General features: G+C 37.0%; 15 protein-coding genes, 2 tRNA genes and 1 pseudogene. 10 read left to right on the top strand and 8 right to left on the bottom strand.

The genetic code is table 11. The features are described from left to right. Positions 1 to 75 precede the first annotated feature (75 nt). The 4 genes from cyoB to gpsA all read left to right on the top strand — a co-directional run bounded on the left by cyoB (position 76) and on the right by gpsA (position 4,956). Entirely contained in the window at positions 76 to 2,094 is a 2,019-nt protein-coding gene (gene cyoB, locus ACFIK2_RS04440) for a cytochrome o ubiquinol oxidase subunit I (RefSeq protein ID WP_375676929.1), read from the top strand. Next, entirely contained in the window at positions 2,091 to 2,759 is a 669-nt protein-coding gene (locus tag ACFIK2_RS04435; RefSeq protein WP_375617543.1) for a cytochrome (ubi)quinol oxidase subunit III, read from the top strand. The genes cyoB and ACFIK2_RS04435 overlap by 4 nt, the downstream gene beginning before the upstream one ends. Further along, a complete protein-coding gene (gene cyoD, locus ACFIK2_RS04430; RefSeq protein WP_375676928.1) occupies positions 2,759 to 3,547 on the top strand; it encodes a cytochrome o ubiquinol oxidase subunit IV in 789 nt (262 codons plus the stop codon). Before ACFIK2_RS04435 ends, cyoD begins: the two co-directional genes overlap by 1 nt. Positions 3,548 to 3,948: 401 nt before the next feature. After that, positions 3,949 to 4,956, top strand: coding sequence for an NAD(P)H-dependent glycerol-3-phosphate dehydrogenase (gene gpsA, locus ACFIK2_RS04425; RefSeq protein ID WP_375634019.1), 1,008 nt, complete (start codon positions 3,949 to 3,951; stop codon positions 4,954 to 4,956). A gap of 1,835 nt (positions 4,957 to 6,791) precedes the next feature. Here the strand turns inward: gpsA and fabI are convergent. Genes fabI through fabA form a run of 3 tightly spaced genes read right to left on the bottom strand, consistent with a single transcriptional unit; the run spans position 6,792 to position 9,446 of the window. After that, positions 6,792 to 7,610, bottom strand: coding sequence for an enoyl-ACP reductase FabI (gene fabI, locus ACFIK2_RS04420; RefSeq protein WP_375634021.1), 819 nt, complete (start codon positions 7,608 to 7,610; stop codon positions 6,792 to 6,794). Between the two features lie 48 nt (positions 7,611 to 7,658). Then, on the bottom strand, positions 7,659 to 8,879 hold the full coding sequence (fabB, locus tag ACFIK2_RS04415) for a beta-ketoacyl-ACP synthase I (protein ID WP_375634024.1): 1,221 nt from the start codon (positions 8,877 to 8,879) through the stop codon (positions 7,659 to 7,661). 57 nt (positions 8,880 to 8,936) lie between these two features. Then, a complete protein-coding gene (fabA, locus tag ACFIK2_RS04410) occupies positions 8,937 to 9,446 on the bottom strand; it encodes a 3-hydroxyacyl-[acyl-carrier-protein] dehydratase FabA (RefSeq protein WP_273722474.1) in 510 nt (169 codons plus the stop codon). Positions 9,447 to 9,683: 237 nt separating this feature from the next. Here fabA and irrA point away from each other — a divergent pair, with 237 nt between their 5' ends. Beyond that, a complete protein-coding gene (gene irrA, locus ACFIK2_RS04405; protein WP_375610040.1) occupies positions 9,684 to 10,196 on the top strand; it encodes an iron response transcriptional regulator IrrA in 513 nt (170 codons plus the stop codon). Between the two features lie 46 nt (positions 10,197 to 10,242). On the opposite strand, the gene ACFIK2_RS04400 is transcribed toward irrA, so the two are convergent. The 4 genes and pseudogenes from ACFIK2_RS04400 to ACFIK2_RS04385 form a co-directional block, all read right to left on the bottom strand. Then, positions 10,243 to 10,803, bottom strand: coding sequence for an SH3 domain-containing protein (locus ACFIK2_RS04400; protein WP_375634026.1), 561 nt, complete (start codon positions 10,801 to 10,803; stop codon positions 10,243 to 10,245). 1,548 nt (positions 10,804 to 12,351) lie between these two features. Further along, positions 12,352 to 12,585, bottom strand: a complete 234-nt coding sequence (rpsU, locus tag ACFIK2_RS04395; protein WP_375617550.1) for a 30S ribosomal protein S21 — start codon at positions 12,583 to 12,585, stop codon at positions 12,352 to 12,354. Between the two features lie 187 nt (positions 12,586 to 12,772). After that, positions 12,773 to 14,448 (bottom strand): annotated as a pseudogene (locus ACFIK2_RS04390) (formate--tetrahydrofolate ligase). 689 nt (positions 14,449 to 15,137) lie between these two features. After that, positions 15,138 to 15,214 (bottom strand) — tRNA-Arg (locus ACFIK2_RS04385). 367 nt (positions 15,215 to 15,581) lie between these two features. Between ACFIK2_RS04385 and ACFIK2_RS04380 the strand changes: the two genes are divergently transcribed. The 3 genes from ACFIK2_RS04380 to pgi all read left to right on the top strand — a co-directional run bounded on the left by ACFIK2_RS04380 (position 15,582) and on the right by pgi (position 21,710). Next, positions 15,582 to 16,721 carry an efflux RND transporter periplasmic adaptor subunit gene (locus ACFIK2_RS04380; RefSeq protein ID WP_375634028.1) on the top strand — a complete coding sequence of 380 codons (1,140 nt, stop codon included), beginning with the start codon at positions 15,582 to 15,584 and terminating at the stop codon, positions 16,719 to 16,721. Then, on the top strand, positions 16,718 to 19,855 hold the full coding sequence (locus ACFIK2_RS04375) for an efflux RND transporter permease subunit (RefSeq protein WP_375642746.1): 3,138 nt from the start codon (positions 16,718 to 16,720) through the stop codon (positions 19,853 to 19,855). Before ACFIK2_RS04380 ends, ACFIK2_RS04375 begins: the two co-directional genes overlap by 4 nt. Before the next feature lie 190 nt (positions 19,856 to 20,045). After that, the gene (pgi, locus tag ACFIK2_RS04370) at positions 20,046 to 21,710 is read left to right on the top strand and encodes a glucose-6-phosphate isomerase (protein WP_375634032.1); all 1,665 of its coding nucleotides are present in this window, start codon (positions 20,046 to 20,048) and stop codon (positions 21,708 to 21,710) included. A gap of 317 nt (positions 21,711 to 22,027) precedes the next feature. On the opposite strand, the gene ACFIK2_RS04365 is transcribed toward pgi, so the two are convergent. Continuing rightward, positions 22,028 to 22,117: transfer RNA gene (locus ACFIK2_RS04365), tRNA-Ser, on the bottom strand. A 285-nt stretch (positions 22,118 to 22,402) separates the two neighbouring features. On the opposite strand from ACFIK2_RS04365, the gene rplU reads away from it, so the two are divergent. Both rplU and rpmA read left to right on the top strand, forming a co-directional pair. Next, entirely contained in the window at positions 22,403 to 22,882 is a 480-nt protein-coding gene (gene rplU / locus ACFIK2_RS04360) for a 50S ribosomal protein L21 (RefSeq protein ID WP_375629522.1), read from the top strand. 12 nt (positions 22,883 to 22,894) lie between these two features. Then, positions 22,895 to 23,164, top strand: coding sequence for a 50S ribosomal protein L27 (rpmA, locus tag ACFIK2_RS04355; protein WP_100130483.1), 270 nt, complete (start codon positions 22,895 to 22,897; stop codon positions 23,162 to 23,164). The last annotated feature ends 373 nt before the right edge of the window (positions 23,165 to 23,537 follow it).

Genomic DNA, 23,537 nt, shown 5'->3' with positions numbered 1-23,537 from the left:
AGAGTCAATAAAGTAAAGAGCCCTTTTAACAAAGGTTTCTTTTAAACTTGAATTTCATTTGAAATGGGTTGAGAAATGTTTGGAAGACTTACAGATCCTACGGCAGGTGCTTTTCATGCGCTTGCACATGAACCGATCGTTTTGTATACATGTATTGCGATTGTTTTGGTTGGTTTAATTGCTGTTATTGCTCTAACAGTACTTGGGTGGTGGGGGATTCTATGGCGAAATTGGATTACAACGGTTGACCATAAACGCATAGGTATTATGTACATCGTTCTTGGAATTATTATGCTTGTTCGCGGTTTTGCGGACGCACTTATGATGCGAACGCATCAAGCTTTAGCTCTTGGGAGTGAAACAGCAGGTTATTTGCCCCCTGAGCATTTTGATCAAATTTTTTCGGCGCATGGTACGATCATGATTTTTTTCATGGCCACGCCTATTTTATTTGGTCTTTTTAATTATCTTATACCACTTCAAATTGGTGCGCGTGATGTTGCTTTTCCCTTTGCAAATAATCTAGGTTTTTGGATTACGGCTGCAGGGGCGATATTGATTAACATATCCCTAGGTGTTGGGAATTTTGGTCGTGGTGGTTGGTTGATGTATCCACCTTTTACAGAATTGCAAACGAGTCCAGATACAGGGGTAGATTATTATTTATGGTCACTTCAGCTTTCTGGTATTGCAACAACAATGGGATCAGTGAATTTCATTGCAACGATGATTAAAATGCGTGCTCCTGGAATGACAATGATGAGAATGCCTATTTTTTGTTGGAGTGCTTTTGTCAGCAATGTTCTTATTGTAGTCATTTATCCTGTTTTGGCTGTAGCATTTGCACTCTTGGCATGTGATCGTTATTTGAACATGAATTTCTTTACCAATGTTGGTGGCGGAAATCCGATGGTATGGATTAACTATGTTTGGGTTTTTGGTCATCCTGAGGTTTATGTTTTGGTTGTTCCTGCTTTTGGAATTGTTTCTGAAGTTGTATCAACTTTTTCTTCAAAACGCCTCTTTGGTTATACTTCAATGATATGGGCCATGTTGGTTATTTTGATTCTTTCGCTTCTTGTTTGGGGACATCATTTCTTCACAATGGGTGGGGGTGAAGCTGTAAATACCTTTTTTAGTATTGCTACGATGATTATTGCAGTTCCAACCGGTGTAAAAGTTTTTAATTGGCTGCTTACGATGTATAGAGGTCGGATTCGCTTTGAGCCTCCTATGCTTTGGTGCATGGGTATGATCTTTACATTTGTTGGTGGTGGATTAACAGGTGTTTTATTATCTATTGTTCCTGCTGATTGGCAGTTTCATAATTCGCTCTTTTTGATAGCACATTTCCATCATACAATTATTGGAGGTGTGGTTTTTGCGTACTTAGCGGGGATTGCATTTTGGTTTCCAAAAGTTTTTGGTTATAAACCAAATCGCATACTAGGTATTACATCTTTTTGGTGTTGGTTTATTGGTTTTTACCTTGCCTTTTTTCCCGTTTATGCGCTTGGTTTAATGGGGGCGACGCGTCGTCTTCAGCATTACATGGAACCTAGTTGGCAGCCGATGTTTATTATTGCTGCATTGGGTGCTTGTATTATCTTACTTGGTATCCTTTGTTTCGTGCTACAGGTTGTTTTGGCGATTTGGTACGGTATTAAGCATAAAGGGCACTTACCGGTAACATTAAATGATTCTTGGGGTGATGCACGTACACTTGAATGGTTTACCTCTTCACCGCCTCCTTCCTATAATTTTGCCCTCCTTCCAAAGATACAGTCTGATGATGCTTATTGGAATATAAAGAAAAGTGGTTATCAACGGCCGACAAGTGGATTTACAAAAATTCATATGCCTTCGAATACATCGGCTGGAATTATTGCTGGCTTCTTCTCATTAGTTGTTGGTTTTGCGCTTGTTTGGCATATTTGGTGGCTTGTTGCGGTTGGACTGGTTGGTTTTATCGCAACGCTTGTGTGTCATTCATTAACAGGTGATCATCATGGTTACTATATTCCAGCTGAAGAAGTGCAAAAAACTGAAGATGCCTTTACGGCTGTTCTTAAAGAACGAGGAGTAATAGTATGAGTGCTGTAACAATGAATAACGCGAGCACTATAGATGAACTTCACCACGATAGTAGCTCGGTAATGACGTTTGGTTTTTGGGTCTATATTCTTTCAGACTTAATCCTGTTTTCGACACTGTTTTCAAGTTTTGCTGTATTTTCTGCTTCTTATGGTGGTGGTAAAGCGGGCAGTGAGTTTATAGATTTAAAGTTTGTTTTGGTTGAGACTGCTTTCTTGTTGTTTTCATCCGTCACTTATGGCTTTGCAATGGTACAAGCACATAAAAATAACATCAGTGGTGTGCGTTTATGGATGGCTATTACCTTTGTATTGGGGTGTTGCTTCATTGGTATGGAACTTTACGAATTTCATGAACTTTTGAGTGAGGTTTTTTATTTCGATCCAAATGCTTATGCGGGTATTGATCCTGCAACAGGTTTACAGCTTTTTGGACGGGAAATTCTCTCTGCTTATTGGTCAGCATTTTTTGCTTTGGTTGGCACCCATGGACTTCACGTAAGTGTTGGCCTTCTTTGGATGGTTGTGATGTTTTTTCATCTTCGTCGTAATGGCTTGGATCAGAACAATAAGACACGTTTAGCATGCCTTTCCATTTTTTGGCATTTACTTGATATTGTATGGATTGGTGTTTTCACCATGGTTTATCTATTAGGAGCGTTGTGATGAGCGTGCAAAATGAAACACATGGTCCCAGTACTGGTTCCTATTTGGTTGGTTTTATTCTGGCTGTATTTTTCACTTTGGGTTCTTTTATTCCTGTGATGTATGGAATGATGGAAAGTTGGGCAGTTAGTACAAAGGTTGCGTATCTTATTGGGATGGCGATTATTCAGATTATAGTACAAATTGTTTTCTTTTTGCACTTGAATTCTGGTCCAGACGCCAAGTGGAATTTAAGCGCGTTGTGGTTTGCTGCTATTTGCGTTTTTGTTATTATTGGGGGAACTTGGTGGGCTATTTCTCATTTGAATTATAATATGATGGGTGGTTCAGGACGTGTTATTGAACCGGAAATATCAAGTAGAGATGATTCTTCAGTGTCTGAGCAGTTATCAACCAAAGATATATCCGTAAGAAAACAGCCAGAAAAGATACAGGGCTCAGAGGTTTCGATGGAGCAAGGTGCAAGTACGCAAACTCTTGTAGAACAGGCACCTAGTTCAGAAATGCCTATGGGGCAGGGTCTAGGTACGCAAACTCCTGTAGATCAAGCACCTGGTTCAGAAATGCCCATGGGGCAGGGTCTAGATACGCAAACTCCTGTAGATCAAGCACCTGGTTCAGAAATGCCCATGGGGCAGGGTCTAGGTACGCAAACTCCTGTAGATCAGGCACCTGGTTCAGAAATGCCCATGGGGCAGGGTCTAGGTACGCAAATTCCTGTAGATCAAGCACCTGGTTCAGAAATGCCCATGGAGCAAGATCCAAATACGCAGTTTCCTGTGGAGTAGTTGTTAGAAATATCTACGGAGCTCTGATGCGGCATGTATCAGCTTCGTAGAAGAAATTCGTAGGATATAAAGCAGGAGATAAGTACAAGATATCAGTGGAATGAGTATCATTATTTTGAATATACTTTTAATTTAAAAGAGAAAATCCGTGGGGTATTTAGTCAATCTTTAATTTTTGAGACAAATAGCTATTTGTAGAATATACAAAAAGTTATGTTTGTAAAATTTACTACAAAGAAAGAGAATGTGCGAAACAAGTTTTTATATTGTGTGAGATAAAAAAGCTACGAAGCAGTAATATTTTTAGATTTAAAGAATTTATATTAAAGATAGCATTAAAATTATTTGTAATAATAATATGTAATTGAAATCAAAAATTTAGAGAATAATCAGAAAATTTAATGAAAACCGTTGCAATGACAGTTATAGGTGCTGGTTCTTTTGGTACTGCATTAGCGATAGCTCTTGCCCGTAATGGTCATAATGTTTTACTTTGGGGATATAGTCCTCAACATATCAAAGAATTACAGGAACAACGTTGTAATCAAGTATATTTACCCGATATTCGATTTCCTGACAATTTATTACTTGAAGCTTCGCTTGAAACTGCTATAATAGCAAGTCACAATATATTAATCGCTGTTCCAAGCCATGTATTTCATCAAGTTTTGTATAATATTCAGCCTTATTTAGATCAGCATTCACGCGTTATTTGGGCGACAAAAGGTTTAGAACATGGTACCGGACGTTTCTTACAAGAGGTTGCTCGTGAGATTTTAGGTGAAAAAATTCCTTTAGCTGTTTTTTCTGGACCAACTTTTGCTCAAGAACTAGCTATTGGTTGGCCTACTGCAATGACGATAGCAGCTTCTGATGTTGAGTTTGGTAAAGAATTGCAGCAACTTTTTCATTGTGACAAAAGTTTTAGAGTTTATAAAAGTTCAGATATGATTGGTGTTCAATTAGGGGGAGCAGTCAAAAATGTTATTGCTATTGGTGCAGGAATATCAGATGGCATAGGTTTTGGGGCAAATGCACGAATAGCTCTTATCACACGAGGACTAGCTGAAATCAGTCGTTTAGGGGGGGCTATGGGTGCTGAGCTTTCCACATTTATGGGAATGACAGGCTTAGGTGATCTGGTTTTGACATGTACTGATAATCAGTCACGTAATCGTCGTTTTGGAATACTTCTTGGTAAAGGAATAGATATAAAAGAAGCGGAAAAACAAATTGGTCAGGTTGTGGAAGGATACTTGAATACCAAGGAAGTACATACGTTGGCGCAGCGTATTGGGGTAGAAATGCCCATTGTAGAACAAATTTATCAAATTCTCTATTGTGGTAAAAACATAACTGAAGCAGCAAACACATTATTAAGCCGCGCCCTCAAGGACGAAATACAATAATATCCTGTTTTTTAATAATTCAAATCATAAAAAATAGAAACATGCTATGATAGACATATAAAATAGATTGTATTGATGGTTGTATAAGGCAGTCATATTCCAGCAAATTATAGATTCATATCATTCGATTCTTTATGAAACATGGCTGAAATATAAAAGTTTTTGCTTTTGTCTAAGAGCTATCTCTTTGAAGATAAATTATCCGTTTCCACTTACACATGTTTGTGTAATGTAATGAACAAGATATTTTTATTGTCTCTTAAATTCATCTCACAATGATATTTGCAAACAGAATAATACAAGACTCATTAGGTAGAAGCATCTTATTTATATAACGTATAAGCTAAGAATATCGGGGCAGGGATATTGTGTATCTCTGTTTTTGTAATTCTTTAAAACAAGAAGACAATCTGTTTTGGGAAGAAGATGAAATTTTAAAGATGAAAACTAGTTCCCATTTCTACAATCATTTTTAAATTCAGTTTTACGCTATCTAAAGCAATATCTTTTAAATAATGGAGATTATCTCACACCTTTATTTTTCTCATTTTTTAATGAAAGCATTTCCCTGATGTGTCAGGTAAAATAGAACGCCCAAAAAAACACGATTGCTGTTATATATTCACGCGCTTGTTTTAAAGAGATCTCTCTTAAAACTCCCAAGTCTAATTCGCGACGGTGACCGTAAATAGTGTAACGATAAAGCCATTGTGCACATCCCCATTTTTACGTTTATGAAGGAGGAAGCCGATCATCATTACACCCCCCAATGTTGAGACAGCTCTAGGTACTTGAAGCTGTTCAGTAGAGATATTTAAGCCTTTTATTTTCTCACATATCAATTCTGTTTTTTATATGCAAGAAATGATTTTTGGAATTATAACTTTGAAAGTCTAAGATTGAAAAAAATGTTATTGTGCTTGTTTGTGGCTGTCATTTAAACTGAAAGAATAATCTGATTATAAAGATAATAAATTGGTTTATATGAATAATTTATTTTTGTATTGAATTAATTAAAAATATGCGTTTACTTGTCACAAGTAGATTAATATGTGGATAAAAATTATTAAAGATACTTCTAATGAATCATCTCAAGTGTTGTTTCAATATTAGAACATGGCAAGTAAAATGACGGTGTCGGTTTGTCATCTGTATAAACATTAAAATGGTGGTGAAAAAAGGATTTTATGTACTTCACAGGGATTTTTATACGTTTTACAGGTACCATTGTGAAATGGAATGGCGTGCATTGAGCGATATCTTTAAAAAAATGCATGAAAGAGCAACAGCTATAGTATTTTTGGGCGTTCTATTTTACCTGATACATTAGAAGAAATGCTTTCATTAAAGAATATAGTAAGATTAATGATTGATTTCTTTACGCCTTCATATTCATCCTAAATTAGATTGTATTTGCGTTTCAAGAATAAATCAAACGGTAGGAATATTTTTTTCAATTTGCTACACAAAAGCTGAAACTAAGGATTTTAATAATTCTCTAATCTCTTTTTCAAACTACGGTGGCATGAGGGCTGGGGATTGATTTATAAGCAACGACAAAAGCGTATGCTTTAGTAAGGTAAATAACGTCATAAAATACAAAATTTATCAACCATGGATTGAAGAAATATTCCGGATTTTTATAAAATATTTTGCGAAACAGGGCATCGTACATCTGGTTTTGTATTGACTTATTCTTACAAATATTTGCACATATTCCTTACGTCATATTATTATAAGTCAATACACTATTATATAGCTGAGAAAGTACTCAATACCCGATTAAAGCACTATGCACATGATTGATTTTATTTTTTAGTGCAATGAAATAAAATTTATCCTTCTTGGGAATCGTCACTTTTTTTCAGTTCTTCAAGTATTGGCATAGACATGATGTTATATCCTGAATCAACATAATGAATTTCACCTGTAACACCTGATGATAAGTCAGAGAGTAGATAAAGAGCAGATTTTCCAATTTCATGAATATTTACGGTACGCCGTAATGGGGCATTACGCCGTTGATGTGAAAATATTGCACGTGCAGCTGCAATACCATTACCTGCTAAAGTTCTAACAGGACCAGCGGAAATCGCATTGACACGGATATTTTGAGGACCAAAGTCCGCAGCTAAATAACGTACCATAGCTTCTAAAGCTGCTTTAGCAACACCCATGATGTTATAATTAGGCACAACTTGCTGTGAAGCACCATAGGTAAGAGTTAAAAGTGTTCCTCCATTGGGCATAAGCTTACCGGCGCGCTGAGCAATTTCAGTAAAGGAATAAGCTGAAATAACCATCGTGCGTTGAAAGTTTTCACGTGTTGTAACATCAACGTAACGCCCTTTTAGCTGAGTTTTATCTGAAAAACCAATGGCATGGACAATAAAATCAATTGTTTTCCATTCTTTTTCAAGTTGCTCAAAGACGTAATCAATATTTTCACTTTTTTCAACGTCACACTCTAGCACTAATTTGCAGCCAAGTTTATCTGCTAGGGGATGAACACGTTTTCCAAAAGCATTTCCTTGATAAGTCAACGCTAATTCCGCTCCTGCTTGTGCGAGCTGACAGGCAATGCCCCAAGCAATTGAATGGTCATTCGCAATTCCCATAATAAGGCCGCGTTTGCCCTCCATCAAACCTTTCATATTATTCTCCGTAAGACCGTACTTTTTTCAATTACTAAGAGCTTTTGTTTATACATAACGTTGGAAAACAAGCGTTGCATTGGTACCGCCAAAGCCAAAAGTATTCGACAATACGGTATTCAGTTGTTGATGATCACGTCGTTCACGAACGATTGGCATATCAGCAAAAGCTGGATCAAGTTCTTCAATGTGGGCACTTTCACAAATAAAATTATGATTCATCATTAACAATGTATAAATTGCTTCGTGAACACCTGCTGCTCCCAAGGAATGTCCTGTTAGAGACTTGGTAGCGGAAATGGGGGGGCATTGATCACCTGCTCCAAAGATACGACGGATAGCTTCTATCTCAGGAGGATCACCAACAGGAGTTGCTGTCGCATGGGGATTGATATAATCAATTTTATTATTGACTGTTGCAAGAGCCATGCGCATGCATCGTTCTGCTCCCTCTCCTGATGGGGCAACCATATCATGTCCATCGGATGTCGCACCGTATCCAACGATTTCTCCGTAGATTTTTGCACCACGTGCTTTAGCAAGTTCTAAATCTTCAAGGACTAAAACGCCAGCCCCTCCAGCAATGACAAAACCATCACGATTAACATCATAAGCACGTGAAGCTTTGTGAGGGGTGTCATTATATCTGCTGGACATAGCGCCCATGGCATCGAATAAAACAGATAGTGTCCAATCCAAATCTTCGCAGCCACCGGCAAAGATGCGCTTCTGTTTACCATATTGAATCATTTCGTAAGCATTACCAATACAATGATTGGAGGTAGCACAAGCTGAAGAGATTGAATAATTGATCCCCTTTATTTTAAAGAAAGTTGCTAATGTTGCAGATGCTGTAGAACTCATCGCTTTAGGGACAACAAAAGGTCCAACACGTTTTGGACCTTTTTGGCGTGTAATGTCAGCAGCTTCTACGATTGAATGTGTTGAAGCACCTCCAGAACCCATAATAATACCCGTGTGTTCGTTCGACACTTCATGCGGTTCTAGACCCGCATCAGCAATTGCTTGATCCATGGCGATGTGATTCCATGCTGTTCCACGCCCATGAAAACGTAGAGCACGTCGATCTACGAGTTCTTCTATATTAATATCGGGCTTGCCATAAACTCTGCTACGAAAGCCTAATTCAGCATATTGAGGTGCGTAAGAAATTCCGGATTTTGCTTCACGTAAACTGGTTGAAACAGCTCCAGGGTTATTTCCAATTGCGGAGACAATTCCCATTCCGGTTACAACAACTCGACGCATTCATACCTCCTCGTTCCATACAGAATAGTGAAAAGTTCTTTCTGACGGAAATAACGTTCAATCTTCTTTGAATAAAGCAACGCGTAAATCGTTCGCCTTATAAATAGTCTCTCCATCTGCTTTTAGCCACCCATCAGCTATTCCTAAGACTAAATTTCCACGTCGAATACGCTTAAAATCTATTTCATATTCAAGAATTTTGGTTTGTGGAGTTACCATCCCTGATAACTTTACTTCACCTGTTGATATTGCTCTTCCTTTGCCTGGTTCGCCTAGCCAACCAAGAAAAAAACCTGTTAATTGCCACATACCATCCAGTCCGAGACATCCTGGCATGACGGGATCGCCTATAAAGTGACAATTAAAGAACCACATGTCTGGTGTAATGTCAAATTCGGCGCGAACCATTCCTTTATCGTATTTACCATCAGTTTCACTAATTTGAGTGATTCGATGAATCATTAACATTGGCGGTGCTGGCAATTGCGCATTACCTCTACCAAACATTTCGCCGCGAGCGCAGCTTAGAAGCTCTTCATAAGTGTAGCGAGACTTTTGTTCAGCCATTGTTACTCCATTTATTTGCATATATCTTTATTTCTATTTCTGCGCTTTTCCCAACCTACTTTTAGAGCAAATTTTAAAGAGAGGGAAATGATTTTATATCATTTTTAATGACAAAAGCCTTTTTTTATGTATTCTACATAGGTAATTATTTAAAAATGGAATACAAGATTACACCATACTATTCCCATTTTTTTGTATTTTGATCTTATTTAGCAGGAATATATTTGGGTTTGTAATATGTCAGTGAGTGCAGACAATTTAGATATGAATGAAGAGCAGCAGTTCACAAAAGAGTGTGGAAAAATTGTGCAATATTATTCCATTTCTATGTTAGAAAAACGTTTGCGTCAAAATGGTCTGCGTCCAACACGTCAGCGGTTGGAACTTGCACATATGATTTTTTCTCAAGGAAATCGTCATATTACTGCTGAAGAGCTCTATGAGGAAGCGGTGAGGGCAGGTGTACCTGTATCTTTAGCAACGGTTTATAATACGCTTCATCAATTTACGGAAGCGGGATTATTACGGATTATTGCCGTAGAAGGCTCAAAAACTTGGTTTGATACCAATACCTCTGATCACTACCATTTTTATATAGAAGGCGAAAATCGTATTCTTGATATTCCTTATAATTTGGAAGAAGCTCCCATTATTAGAAATTTGCCTAAGCCACCAGAAGGTATGGAAATTTCACATGTTGATTTAATCGTGCGATTGAAACCAAAAAATCAATCTTGTGATAGGCAGTGAGGATATTCAATGAGGAATAAAAATTAAACTTGTTGAGTTTGAGTATTCACCAACCTTTTACTTTTTCATCAGGATAGATTCCCCATAACTGGGGTTGCTGAAGCCATCCACGTGTATTATTAATGTTTAGTTCGCACCATTGTCCATCACATTGGAGGATATTACCAATGACGTTAGGTTCTACTTCCGCCACAAGTTCTGCGTTGTCGGTGGGTTTTTTTCGTAGCATCAGCCTTTTTGTTTTATCTTTTTGCCATGGAATAGTTATAGCAGTTCGCTTTCCCGATAAAAGCGATTGATACACCCATCCCTCATCGCCTTCTGCATCACGAATTTTGCGCCATTGATCATATTCTTGAATGATTTCAATAGGTAAGCCCTTCTTTTTGTAGGTGAAAATGATAGAATAGTTGCTTCCTGGTCCGACGCGTACATTAACGCTGGTGGGTTTAATCGAAGCAAATCGCGGAAGTGGTAAACCACTGGGCCCTAAATTTTGATTAAATGTTTGTGCATGCAACAAATGAGGTGAACCCAATACAATGACTATTGCTATTAAGATACATGATATGAGTATTGAAATGCGAAACCAACGAGAATTTTGCACACCGAACTCCTTTATTTCGTCATATATTGGAAATTTAAAATCTGAAAGATAAGACTGGAAACTGATAAAAAGTATGACACATTGCTCGTTAAAGAGATCTAAACGATGAAAAAATTGCTACAAAAATATCAAAATAAGGAAAACAAAAGGTTTGTATTTCTTAGTGCTTATCTTGTTTATGAGGGAGTAGATATAAATAAACATGAGATTTTTATGTAGCTGTAGGCGTGATAAAACAGTAAAGTATACTGGAGCCTTAGCAGTTTTTGTACAGGAAATTAGGGCTAAAGTATTGCATCTCTTTTCTGAGTTTGTTTCTCAAAGTAAAAGTGCATGTATGCATATTATGAACAAAGAGCTGTTCAGTAAAGGGATTATTGTGTGGCTTGAAAAGAAGTTTTGAATGAACAAAATAATACGATAAATAAAACATTTAAGCGTAAAAATATGAGCAACATTTATAGAGTAGATTGATATATGAAGGCTAATTTTAACAGGATACTTTTTCGTGATAATTCATTTATAAAATTTGCTACACTCTAATCTTATGCCATGATAATGCTTATCCGTATGGTAGATAAGCTGGCTTCATCGTTCTATTTACCAGCTTTCAATGTTATGCTATTCCTATTATTTATGGTATTCATAAGAAGCCTTTTTGTTTTTTCTTAAATAGCTTTTATTCTATTTGCGTACGAATCCCGCTTATGATGTACAAGAAAATAATCTTCATTGATTCAATATGAGAAAGTGTTGAGAAACTTTAACTCGTTATTTAAATTTTAAAAACATTTCCATCAAAAATGGTAATAAAAGGCACATTCATCCATATTAAAACACAGTGTTTTCTCTGTTTATTGTCAATTTTTTTTCTCTAACTCAGTATAGAAGAAAGTTGAATGAAATAGAAAGGCTTATTCGATACACTGATGAGGGTAATTACATAAGTGATGAATAGAAGAAATTTATCAAGAAAAAAGAATCTATAGTGCAGTGGTTGAAATTCGTCATCCTTTAGAGAAACAGAATCAAGAGATATAAAAAGTTATGGAATTATATTGTTTCGTTACATAACTGAAGGGAAAGAGGATTATGAATTTGATATTATATTTTACACACAATCGCATATTGCGATAGTTATTTTTGTTTTGTAATCAGACCTAGGATGATCGAAAGATGTAGAATATTTAATGACAAAAAAGAAATTCATCATGAAATTTGTACATAAGAAGCAGTGATGTAATAGATATCCAGAAGGAGAAAATTATAGCGAAAAGTGATAATAAAACACCCCGCACTCAATTTACATAGGAAAAAGTCGCTTAAATATCTCAAGTGTAGTTTGTTATCTATTTTTTGAAATATAAGAGTGAAATAAAAACCACCTCTATGATAGAAATCTTATTATTTTCAAATAACTAACATATTAGATAACATTGTACACAAAAACCCACACACAAGCAATTTATTGCAATCGCCTATGAAGATAAAATTTTCTAGTAGCTTACTATCTATTGCTTATGCAATTATATAATATTATAAAGTATATTACTTTACCGCAACAGTCCGTCCGTTACTAACAAAACCCTCTCTTTGCGCACGCTTACGAGCAAGCTTACGTGTACGACGAATAGCTTCAGCTTTTTCACGAGCACGCTTCTCAGATGGCTTCTCATAATAAGTACGCATTTTCATTTCACGGAAGATACCTTCACGCTGCATCTTTTTTTTCAACGCACGGAGCGCTTGGTCAACATTATTATCACGAACGAGTACTTGCACTATCTATCCTGCTTTTTTCAGTGTCATAAATGATAGGAAAAAACCTACGTCCTTTTAAAGGCATATCCAAAAGGACAAACGCTTATATCATATAAATAAGACATTTGTCTATATCGCTTTTTAAAATTCTATTTTTTTTATAATAAAACGCTTTTTATAATGAATGATAGAATTTACGGTTATAAATTTATGAAAGTCCTTGTATTTGATCATTTTCGTCAAGATGAATTTTTTCAGCCGTGGGATAATGGGGTAGTCCCGGGGCATGGTCATAACATCTCCACAAATGACAACAATAAAGCCGGCTCCCGCACAGAGAAGAACTTCTCGTATGGGAATTTCAAAATCAACAGGAGCGCCGTATTGCTTGGGATCAGAAGAAAAAGAATAAGGTGTTTTTGCCATACAAATAGGGTAGACGCCAAAACCTTCTTTTTCCCAAGTTTCAAGTTGTTTGAGAATAGGGGCTGGGATGATGGCGCCACGTCCACCGTATAGCTTTGTTATAATACAATTAATTTTTTGAACGAGTGGAATATCATCTTGATAGAGAACTTTAAAATCAGAATCGTGCTTTTCAATCAAGGTAACGAGTTCTTGTGCAAGTTCTATAGCGCCTTTTCCACCTTGTTCCCAATGCTTACAGATAATAGCTTTGTGTCCAGTTGTTGCAACTATTTTTTGTAATGTTTTTATTTCAGCATCGCTATCGCTGTCAAAATGATTGATAGCCACAACACAAGGAATACCGTAGTGCTTCATATTTTCTATGTGTCGTAAAAGATTGGCAGCTCCTTTTTCTAAAGCGGTAATATTTTCTTCTGTCAGGTTATTTTTATCCAGACCACCGTTCATTTTTAATGCACGAATAGTTGCGACGATCACTGTAGCATTTGGTACAATACCTGCTTGCCTACATTTGATATTGAAGAACTTTTCTGCTCCAAGATCTGCTCCAAACCCTGCTTCTGTGACAACATAATCAGCAAGTTTTAAAGCAGTTTTTGTTGCTATAACTGAATTGCAACCATGAGCAATGTTGGCAAAAGGTCCTCCATGAACGAGAACAGGATTATTTTCAATTGTCTGTACGAGATTGGGTTGTATAGCATCTTTGAGAAGAACTGCCATTGCACCTTCCGCATTGAGATCAGCAACGGTGATGGGCGTTTTATCATAACGATAAGCAACAATAATTTTCTTGAGTCTTTGTGTAAGGTTTTCTAAATTTTCAGAGAGACAAAGAAGCGCCATAATTTCTGATGCAACAGTAATATCAAAACCTGTTTGGCGTGGAAAACCATTTGTTATGCCCCCCAATGAAATGACAATATCGCGCAATGCACGATCATTCATATCAAGAACGCGTTTCCAAACAATGCGACGTGGATCAATGTTTAGAGTGTTTCCCCAATAAAGATGATTATCTATCATTGCGGCAAGAAGATTATGAGCAGCTGTAATAGCATGAAAATCACCGGTAAAATGTAAATTAAGATCATCCATTGGAATGACTTGCGCATAACCACCACCAGCAGCACCACCTTTTACACCAAAACAGGGACCTAAAGATGGTTCTCTCAAGGTAGCTATTGTTTTTTTACCAATAAGATTAAGAGCATCACTTAGTCCAACTGTTGTTGTTGTTTTGCCTTCTCCGGCAGGTGTGGGATTGATAGCTGTGAGAAGGATAAGTTTACCATCTGGATTTTTATTAAGCGATTTTATGTATTCAGAAGAAATTTTAGCTTTATCATGACCATAGGGAATGAGATTTTCATGTGAGATACCAATTTTTTGTGCAATTTCAATAATATGTTGCTTTTTAGCAGTGCGAGCAATTTCAATATCAGTTTTAGGCATGGAAAAATTCTTTAAACTTAGCTTTTATTAACGTTTGGGATCTGTACTCCATGGATTAATTAGAAAAATTCATAGAGAACAGAAAAATATTAAGATATCATAGAAATCGATGATATGCCATGCAAGAGATAATGCTAAAGAAGCACAAGAAGAGTTTTATTGTTTTTTAGGAAAAAGAATCTTTGGTTTGCAACAAATGCTGATGATATTAATGGATACCATAAGTGTTTCATAGTAGTACGTTTGAGAAGTAGTTTATTTATTCTTTCCAACAACACACTGAAAAAGTTTCACATGGTGGTAAACCGGAATTTATGGCGGCACATCTGAAGTCCCTCTTAAGATGGGACTGCTAGGAATAAAATATCCAGAAGCATCCAGTTATGGAATAATTAGAAATAAGCACGTAAAAAATTACCTAACTGAGTAGAGAGTATAATCCGGAAGAGACCAAAAACAAGCGCATAGATTGAAAAAAGAAAACAACAACACACGCTACTCATGCAATCGCTACGATTATAAGCTAATAAAAGCACCTTAGAGCTGAATTGAAGGACTCATAACATCTTATTTTAGCAAAATGGCTAAAGAAACGACTCACAACAAAATGAAATGACAAAATACAAAATAACAAATCACAAAATAAAGAATTTAAAAAGTCTGACTTTATAAGAAGATATTGTTGATGATGGCGCACCCGAAGAGATTCGAACTCCTGACCCCCAGATTCGTAGTCTGGTGCTCTATCCAGCTGAGCTACGGGTGCATACATTTCAATTTTTTACATTGTCTAAGACAAAGGGTTCCTAATCGTTTCATTAAAGAAATGCAAGTGAAACTTGGATAGTAATAAAAAAAATTTCTCTTTTTTATGAGATATTTTAAAAAAAGATATAATATATTATGGCTTCAGTTGGTTTTGATATGAACATTTTTTTATCATGACCATACAAAGCAATATGAACGATAGTTAACTTGACGTTTTAATCTATGAAAGATAGTCAAGCAGAGATGAGATGTGTTTTTTGCGGTGGGGGTAAGATATATACACCCGCTGTTGGGTTTTTGTGTAAAACGCCGATATTACTGTTGAAAACTATTTCAGATGAAGATGGCACAGCAAGGGCGGATGTATGGCGTTATTAAAAAAGAGCTTTCCATTGGTGTTTTTAATCGTTGTTTTAACGGTTACCTATTGGGCTGGAAAAAAGAGTGCGGACCAACCCATTTCTATGGTGGATAAAACAAGAGTATCGGATAAAGCTTCAAATGAAAAAATGGGAAGGCCACCGGTAAATGTTGTCGTTGATCTTGTAAAAGTTCAAGATCTTTATGAACAACTTAACGTTCTTGGGAGTGGAAAAGCTCTTGCAGAAGTCGAGCTTACCCCTTTATCCTCAGGTGTTATTGATAAGCTTTTTGTATCAGCGGGTACAAAAGTACAAGCCGATGATGTGATTGCAAAGCTTGATTCTAAAAAAGAAGAAATAGCGGCTGCAAAAGCAAAAGTGCAACGTGATAACAATGCGTTAACGCTTTCGCGCATTCTTAAATTACGCGCCAGCAATACAGCAACGGAAGTTCAAGAAATTATGGCACGCTTAGAATTGGATAACGCAAATTTAGTTTTGCGTAATGCTGAATTAGATCTCGATCGGCGAACAATTCGAGCACCGATTCCTGGAGTTGTTGGTATTTTGCCCGTTGATGCGGGGAATAACGTGGACCTTAATACTGTAATAGGCCGTATTGAGAATAGAGAACGTATTTTGGTCGATATATGGGCCCCTGAACGATATGTGTCGCGCATCCATAAAGGAGATGAGGTAACGGCAACGTTAATCGCGCAGCCAGATAGATCTTTTGTTGGTCATATTTATGCGATTGATAATATCGTTGATCCAGAAAGTCGCACACTTCATGTTCAGGTTGAAATCAATAATGAAAAAGATACGCTCATGTCTGGTATGTCCTTTTCTGTTTCCTTGCAGTTTCATGGTGGTTCTTTTCCTGTCGTTAATCCTCTTGCAGTTCAATGGAATAGTAAAGGATCATTCGTTTGGCGTGTGAGAGAAGGAAAAGTAGAGTCTATTCCCGTAACAATTATTCAGCATAAAGCGTATCAGGTTTTCGTGAAAGCTCCCCTAGAAAATGGTGATCAAGTTGTCATTCAAGGGGTGCAAATGCTTTATCCAGGAAGTAAAGTAACTATTGATGATCCAAAGTCTCTTCAACAGCAATTATCAGTAGGTTATGGAACGGATATACAATGAGCCAAGAATTGAGCACAAAACAGCCTACGTCAAAGGTGGAGCAAGGTGGTCTCATTACCTTATTTATTCGCAGACCGGTTTTTACTCTTGTTTTGAATGCTATGATCATCATTGCAGGATTTGCAGCATGGTTAAATGTTGATGTAAGAGAATTACCCGATGTTGATACTCCCGTAACAACGATTGTGACGATGTTTTCTGGTGCATCGGCGGAAACAATTGATCGTGAAGTTACAAAAATTATAGAAGATGCTGTTTCTCGTGTTTCAGGTGTTAAGGCGATTTCTTCAACGTCTTCTTTTGGACGCTCCCGTGTGAAGATTAACTTTAATGTCGGTGTTGATTTGAATGTTGCTGCATCTGATATTCGTGATGCTCTCTCTCGTGTTACCTATTCTTTACCGAAAGATGCGGATTTGCCTTTGATTATTAAAGCAGATTCGAATGCTGCTGCCATGATGTATTTGGTTGTAACGTCACCAACAATGAGTGTTGATGATTTAACCACGATTGTAAACGATCAGATTGTTGATGCTATTTCTGCTGTTGATGGTGTTGGTGATGTACAGGTCGATAGTGCTCGCACAAAGATTTTTCAGATTGATATAGATCAAGCAAAACTTGCAAGTTATGGATTAACTGTAGCAGATATTTCACGTGTTCTTGCTGATATGACAACAGATGTGCCAGTAGGGTCATTACGCAATTCTAAGCAAACTTTAGTTGTACGTGCTACTGCACGTTTAACAACACCAGAATCTTTTGAACAAGTTGTTTTAAAGCCTCATGTGCATCTTGGTGATGTTGCGCATGTTACTTTATCGCCGGATATAGAAACAGTTATTCTTCGTATCAATGGAAAGACAGGTATTGGATTAGGTATCGTGCGTAAAGCACAATCCAACACTCTTAATATTTCTGAAGGTGTGAGAGCCGTTGTTGATAATCTCAAAAGTATTGTTCCTTCTTCTGTAAATATAGACGTTATTAATGACGATGCAATTTTTATTAAAAGCGCTCTTCATGAGGTTGAAGTTGCTTTGGTCATTGCTATTTTGAGCGTTATCTTGGTCATTTTTCTTTTTCTCAGAGACATTCGTGTAACGCTGATACCTGCTTTATCTCTTCCTGTCGCTTTGATTGGTACCATTGCAGCTATTTATCTTGTAGGGTTTTCATTGAATATTCTCACATTTTTAGGACTTGTTTTAGCAACAGGGCTTGTTGTGGATGATGCCATTGTTGTTCTTGAGAATATTGTTCGGTGGCGCAACATGGGATTAGGTTCCAGAGCAGCAGCGGTGATAGGAACACGTGAAGTATTTTTTGCTGTTTTAGCAACAACATTGACATTAGTGGCTGTGTTTGTTCCTATTTCCTTTCTTCCTGGGCAAGTTGGAGGACTTTTTAGAGAATTCGGTTTTGTTTTGGCAATTTCTATTTTGCTTTCTTCAATTGTTGCTTTAACGCTTTGTCCCATGTTGGCTTCACGTTTTCTCAAAGAACATATTGAGGAGAAAGAGGAAAAGTCCCATCATTATTTTACTTTTTTATATAAATTAGGTACTTTTTTTCATAAGGCATATACGTACAGTTTGCATAAGTGTTTAGAAAAACCTTGGGCTGTTGTTTTTGCTTCACTTATTTTTGGGGGGCTTTGTATTGGGGGCTATATGAAACTGCAACAGGAATTAACGCCAGCAGAAGATAGAGCTCTTATCTTTTTGGTCATTAATGGACCACAAGGTATTTCGACACAATATTTGAACGAGCAGGTAGAGCAAATTGAAGCAAGTCTACAGCCATTACGTGATGCAGGGGAGATTGCTAACAGTTACTCTATCGCGGGTATTGGAGGTTCACCCAATACTGCTTTTTTGATTTTATTGCTTTCATCTTGGAATAAACGTTTACGTAGTCAGCAAGAAATCGTGAAAGATGTTAATGCAAAGGTTAAACAGTTTCCCGCAGTTTTTGTGTTTGCTGCGCAGGGAAATTCTCTAGGTGTGAGTGGAACTGGGCAAGGGTTGCAATTTGCAATTCTTGGCAATGATTATGCAACATTACAACCCATTGCTGATAAGCTGGTTAGTGCTTTACAAGATGATCCGCGTTTTATTCGCCCACGCCTTACTGTTGATGCAACACAACCGCAATTTTTTATTGAAATCAATCGAAAAAAAGCCTCCGATTTAGGGATTGATATCACGAATTTGGGCGATACATTACAAGCAATGTTGGATGGTAAAAAGATTGGTTCCATTAACGTGGATGATCATTCTTACGATGTTAAATTGATATCGCGTACAAATTCTATGAAGAGTCCTAGCGATTTAGAAAATATTTTTTTAAAAACCAAAGACAATCGATATGTTCCTTTATCGGTTATTGCGCGTTTACATGAAAAAGCTATTGCTCCCCAACTAAAACGGGAAAAACGCATGAGTGCTGTTATTTTAAGCGCAAATCTTGCTCCAGATATTGCTTTAGGGGAAGCTTACCAAACTGTACAGAAAATTGCTTCTCCTTTGTTATCGAAAGGAACCTACTTGGTTCCTTTAGGGGAAGCCGAAACGCTTAATGAAACATCTTCCAATTTTATGATTGTTTTTGGCATTGCCTTTTTGATTATTTTATTGATTTTGGCTGCTCAGTTTGAAAGCTTTATTTCAGGATTCATTATCATGGCCACTGTCCCATTAGGGATTGGTTGTGCTGTAATTGCTATGCTATTAAGTGGTGTAAGTCTTAATATTTACAGCCAAATTGGATTAATTTTGTTAATTGGTGTTATGGCAAAAAATGGTATTCTCATTGTTGAATTTGCAGATCAATTACGCGATCAGGGAAGAAGCGTGCGTGAAGCCGTAGAAGAAGCAGCAAACATTCGCCTTCGTCCAGTTTGTATGACAATGATTTGTGCCATTTTAGGAGGTATTCCTTTGGTTTTGGCCAAAGGTGCTGGCGCAGAAGCTCGTATAGCTTTAGGTTGGGTTATCGTTGGTGGCTTAGGTTTAGCAACTATTTTTACGCTTTATGTTACACCGGTTGTTTATCTTTTTTTAGGGCGTTTTATAAGACCAAAAGCAGAAGAAAATTTACGCTTAATAAAAGAACTCAATCAAGTTAAATGATGTATATGATAGAAAAGATTTGAAAGTTTATTCTTGTAAAAATATCATTTTCGGATCTTATACTTTATATTTTGTATATTCCTTCATTTTTATGTGAGCAGTGAAAATAGCGATCAATAAAGGAGATGCTTTCTGCTTTGTTATTGTTTGGGCATAGATTTCATTATCAATAACCGTATAGGATAAGCTTATGGGAGATAGCTTTTCGATTCGAAATGAAATGGCTTTTGAAGCCACATTAAAAGCTTTAAGAAACCATGCCGCAAAGGATGGGGTCTATGATATTCGTCGGCATTTTGTAGAAGATGAACAGCGTTTTTTCCATTTTTCCCTCAGACTTGATGATCTTCTTTTCGATTTTTCAAAATGTGGTGTGACATTTAAAACATTGCAACTTCTAGATGATTTAGCTGTCGCAGCAGATGTGTTAGGCCGGCGTGACGCAATGTTTTCTGGTAAGGCTATTAATACAACTGAAAAACGCTCAGTTCTTCATATTGCGTTACGTTTACCTGCTGATGAAATTTTCATGTTGGATGGTCATAATCTTATTCGCGATATTCAAGACGTCCTTGAAGATATGGAAAGATTTTCTGAAAAGGTGCGTGATGGCAGCTATAAGGGAAACAGTGGCGAGAGAATAAGTGATATTGTCAATATTGGTATTGGTGGTTCTGATCTTGGTCCTGCAATGGTCACATATGCTTTAAAACCTTATCATGATGGTCCACAGTGTCATTTTGTTTCTAATGCTGACAGTGCCCATATTTCTGATACTCTCTCTATTTTGAATCCAGCAACAACGCTGTTTGTCATTGCTTCTAAAACTTTTACAACGGCTGAAACAATGGTCAATGCTCAAGTTGCACGTCAGTGGATTTGTTCACATTTAGGAGAAGAAGCCATTGGTACGCATTTTGTTGCTGTTTCAAGTGCGCTTGATAAAGTAGCAGAATTTGGCATAGATTCCACAAGAGTTTTTAAATTTTGGAATTGGGTGGGAGGACGTTATTCAATTTGGTCAGCCATTGGACTTGTTGTTATGTTTGCAATAGGTGGTGGAAATTTCCGCCAATTTCTCAATGGTGCATTGCAAATGGACCAACATTTTAAAACAATGCCTTTGCATAAAAATATTCCTATTCGTTTTGCTCTTTTAGGATTCTGGCATCGTGTTATTTGTGGTTATTCATCACGTTCTATCATTCCTTATGCACAGCGTTTAATACATTTTCCAGCTTATTTACAACAGCTTGATATGGAATCAAATGGTAAGCAAGTCTCGCTGGATGGAAAACCATTAAGTTTTTCAAGTGGTCCAATTGTTTGGGGGGATTCAGGAACAAATAGTCAACATGCTTTTTTTCAGCTTCTGCATCAAGGAACAGATGTTATTCCTGTAGAATTTATTTTATTTATAAAAGGGCATGAGAAAAATTTACATTCTATGTATGAGATGTTGCTAGCAAACTGTTTAGCACAGTCAAAAGCCTTGATGAAGGGGCGTAGTATTGAAGATGCTCAGCATATCTTGATAAAAAATGGAGTTGATGAACGTGAAGCAGGTTATTTAGCTATTCATAGAAGTTTTAAAGGAAACCGTCCCAGCATTACGCTGGTTCAGGATTTATTAACACCTTTTGCACTCGGTCGTCTTATTGCGCTTTATGAACATCGTACTTTTGTTGAAGGGATTTTAATGAATATTAATTCATTTGATCAATGGGGTGTTGAGCTTGGTAAAGAATTAGCAAACGAGTTACTACCAATTCTTCGTGGAGAAAGTAAAGCGGATAATCGTGATAGTTCAACATTAGGGTTGCTAGCACATATTCAAGCAAGACGTGCAAAATAATATAATTTTACAGTAGGTTTTGTACTAACTAAGCAAAAGTAGAAGGAGGAGAAATATGAGATAATTCTTTAATTTTACTATGCCTTCTCTTATTATCTGGATTAGATTTATGTAACAGAAAATCAAAAAAGTGCAAAAATTGTAAAAATGAGAATTTATTCGCAAAAACGATAAAGACCTTTGAGAGGTCTTTGAAGACCCTTTGAGCCCCCCCTTAAAATCCTTCGAAAAAAATAAATTGGTACAAAACCTGCTGACAAGCTACAACCGGAAAGCTACGATTAAAGACAGTTTTAATAATATCGCTTTATAAACTGTGGCGGAGAGAGAGGGATTTGAACCCCCGATAGAGTTGCCCCTATGCCGCATTTCGAGTGCGGTGCTTTCAACCACTCAGCCATCTCTCCATAATAAAGTGAAACAAAAATCGGCACTATTTGAGTGTATAAGGGGTAGATAACCTTCAATTGTTTTTGGTACAACCTTTTTTTCTTTTTTATGGGACTTTATTGACAGAGAATAGAAATTCCTTCATATATACAAAATATAAGCGTGGGGAAATCTGCGCATATTTGTGTTGAAGAAGGTTTTATCCTTCTTTGGGATCTATTACGACTGATAAAAAGCAGCCTATTTTCCCTTATTTCAAGGCAGAAATTAAATAAGAGCTGGAGTGAACGGAAGGATAAAAAATGTTCGCAGTCATTAAAACTGGTGGTAAGCAATACCGCATTGTTGCTAATCAAGTGGTAAAAGTTGAAAAAGTTAGTGGAAATGCGGGTGATGTTGTTGAATTCAATGACATATTAATGGTTGGGCAAGAAGGTAATGCGGTTATTGGTACCCCTGTCGTTGCTGATGCATTGGTGACAGCTGAGATTTTAGAACAGGCACGTGGGCGCAAGGTTATCGCATTTAAGAAGCGCCGTCGCCAAAATTCTAAACGCACGCGTGGCCATCGTCAAGAATTTACGAGGCTTCGTGTTTTAGAAATTTTAATGGGTGGTTCAAAACCTAAAAAAGTTGCTGCGAAACCTATAAAAGAAGAAGAAACTACACCACAAGAAACAAAAGCTGCTGCTTCTGTTGAGAAGACGGCTAAAAAAACGGTTGAAAAAAAGACTGCGCCGCAGAAGAAAGCGTCTGTAGCATCAAAGAGTAAGAAAGATTAAAGGAGAGCGTCTATGGCACATAAAAAAGCTGGTGGTTCCTCGCGTAATGGTCGTGATTCAGAATCGAAACGTCTAGGCGTTAAAAAATTTGGTGGTGAAACCGTTATTGCCGGAAATATTATTATTCGCCAGCGTGGTACACGTTGGCATCCTGGTAACAATGTTGGTATTGGAAAAGATCATACGCTTTTTGCATTATCAAATGGAAAGGTTTCTTTTCAACGCAAAGCGGGTAATCGTTCCTATGTTTCAGTCATTCCTATGCTGGAGGCAGCAGAGTAATCTGTAACACTCTCTAGCCATCAACGGGATTTCATTGAATTGTAGTTGTGGTTTTATAAGTATTCAAAGGGAAAGATGAATCTCATCTTTCCCTTTTTGCGTTGGTACTATAATAAATGTAGAAGATAAAAAGGTAGAATTGGGGAAATGGCTTTTCTCAATGAGGGAAAAAGTTTGTGCGCTGTTATGTTAGTATTTAAATACTGAACATATTGATATTATGATAGAGTTTATTGATAAGTTTCTGTATAATAATCAGTGAGGAGAGACTTTCTTTTTATGTATGAAGAAGCGTTGAGTAATTTCTTATAAGAGAAGCAGTTTGTTTTCAGAAAATTATGAGAAATTTAATGAGAGCATTATTGATGTAATC

This window comes from Bartonella sp. AP88XZML (genome assembly GCF_042195565.1).
In the GTDB taxonomy this organism is placed as follows: Bacteria; Pseudomonadota; Alphaproteobacteria; order Rhizobiales; family Rhizobiaceae; genus Bartonella.
The sequence above is the reverse complement of the archived record's forward strand: the minus strand, read 5'-3'. Positions and strand labels throughout refer to the sequence as shown.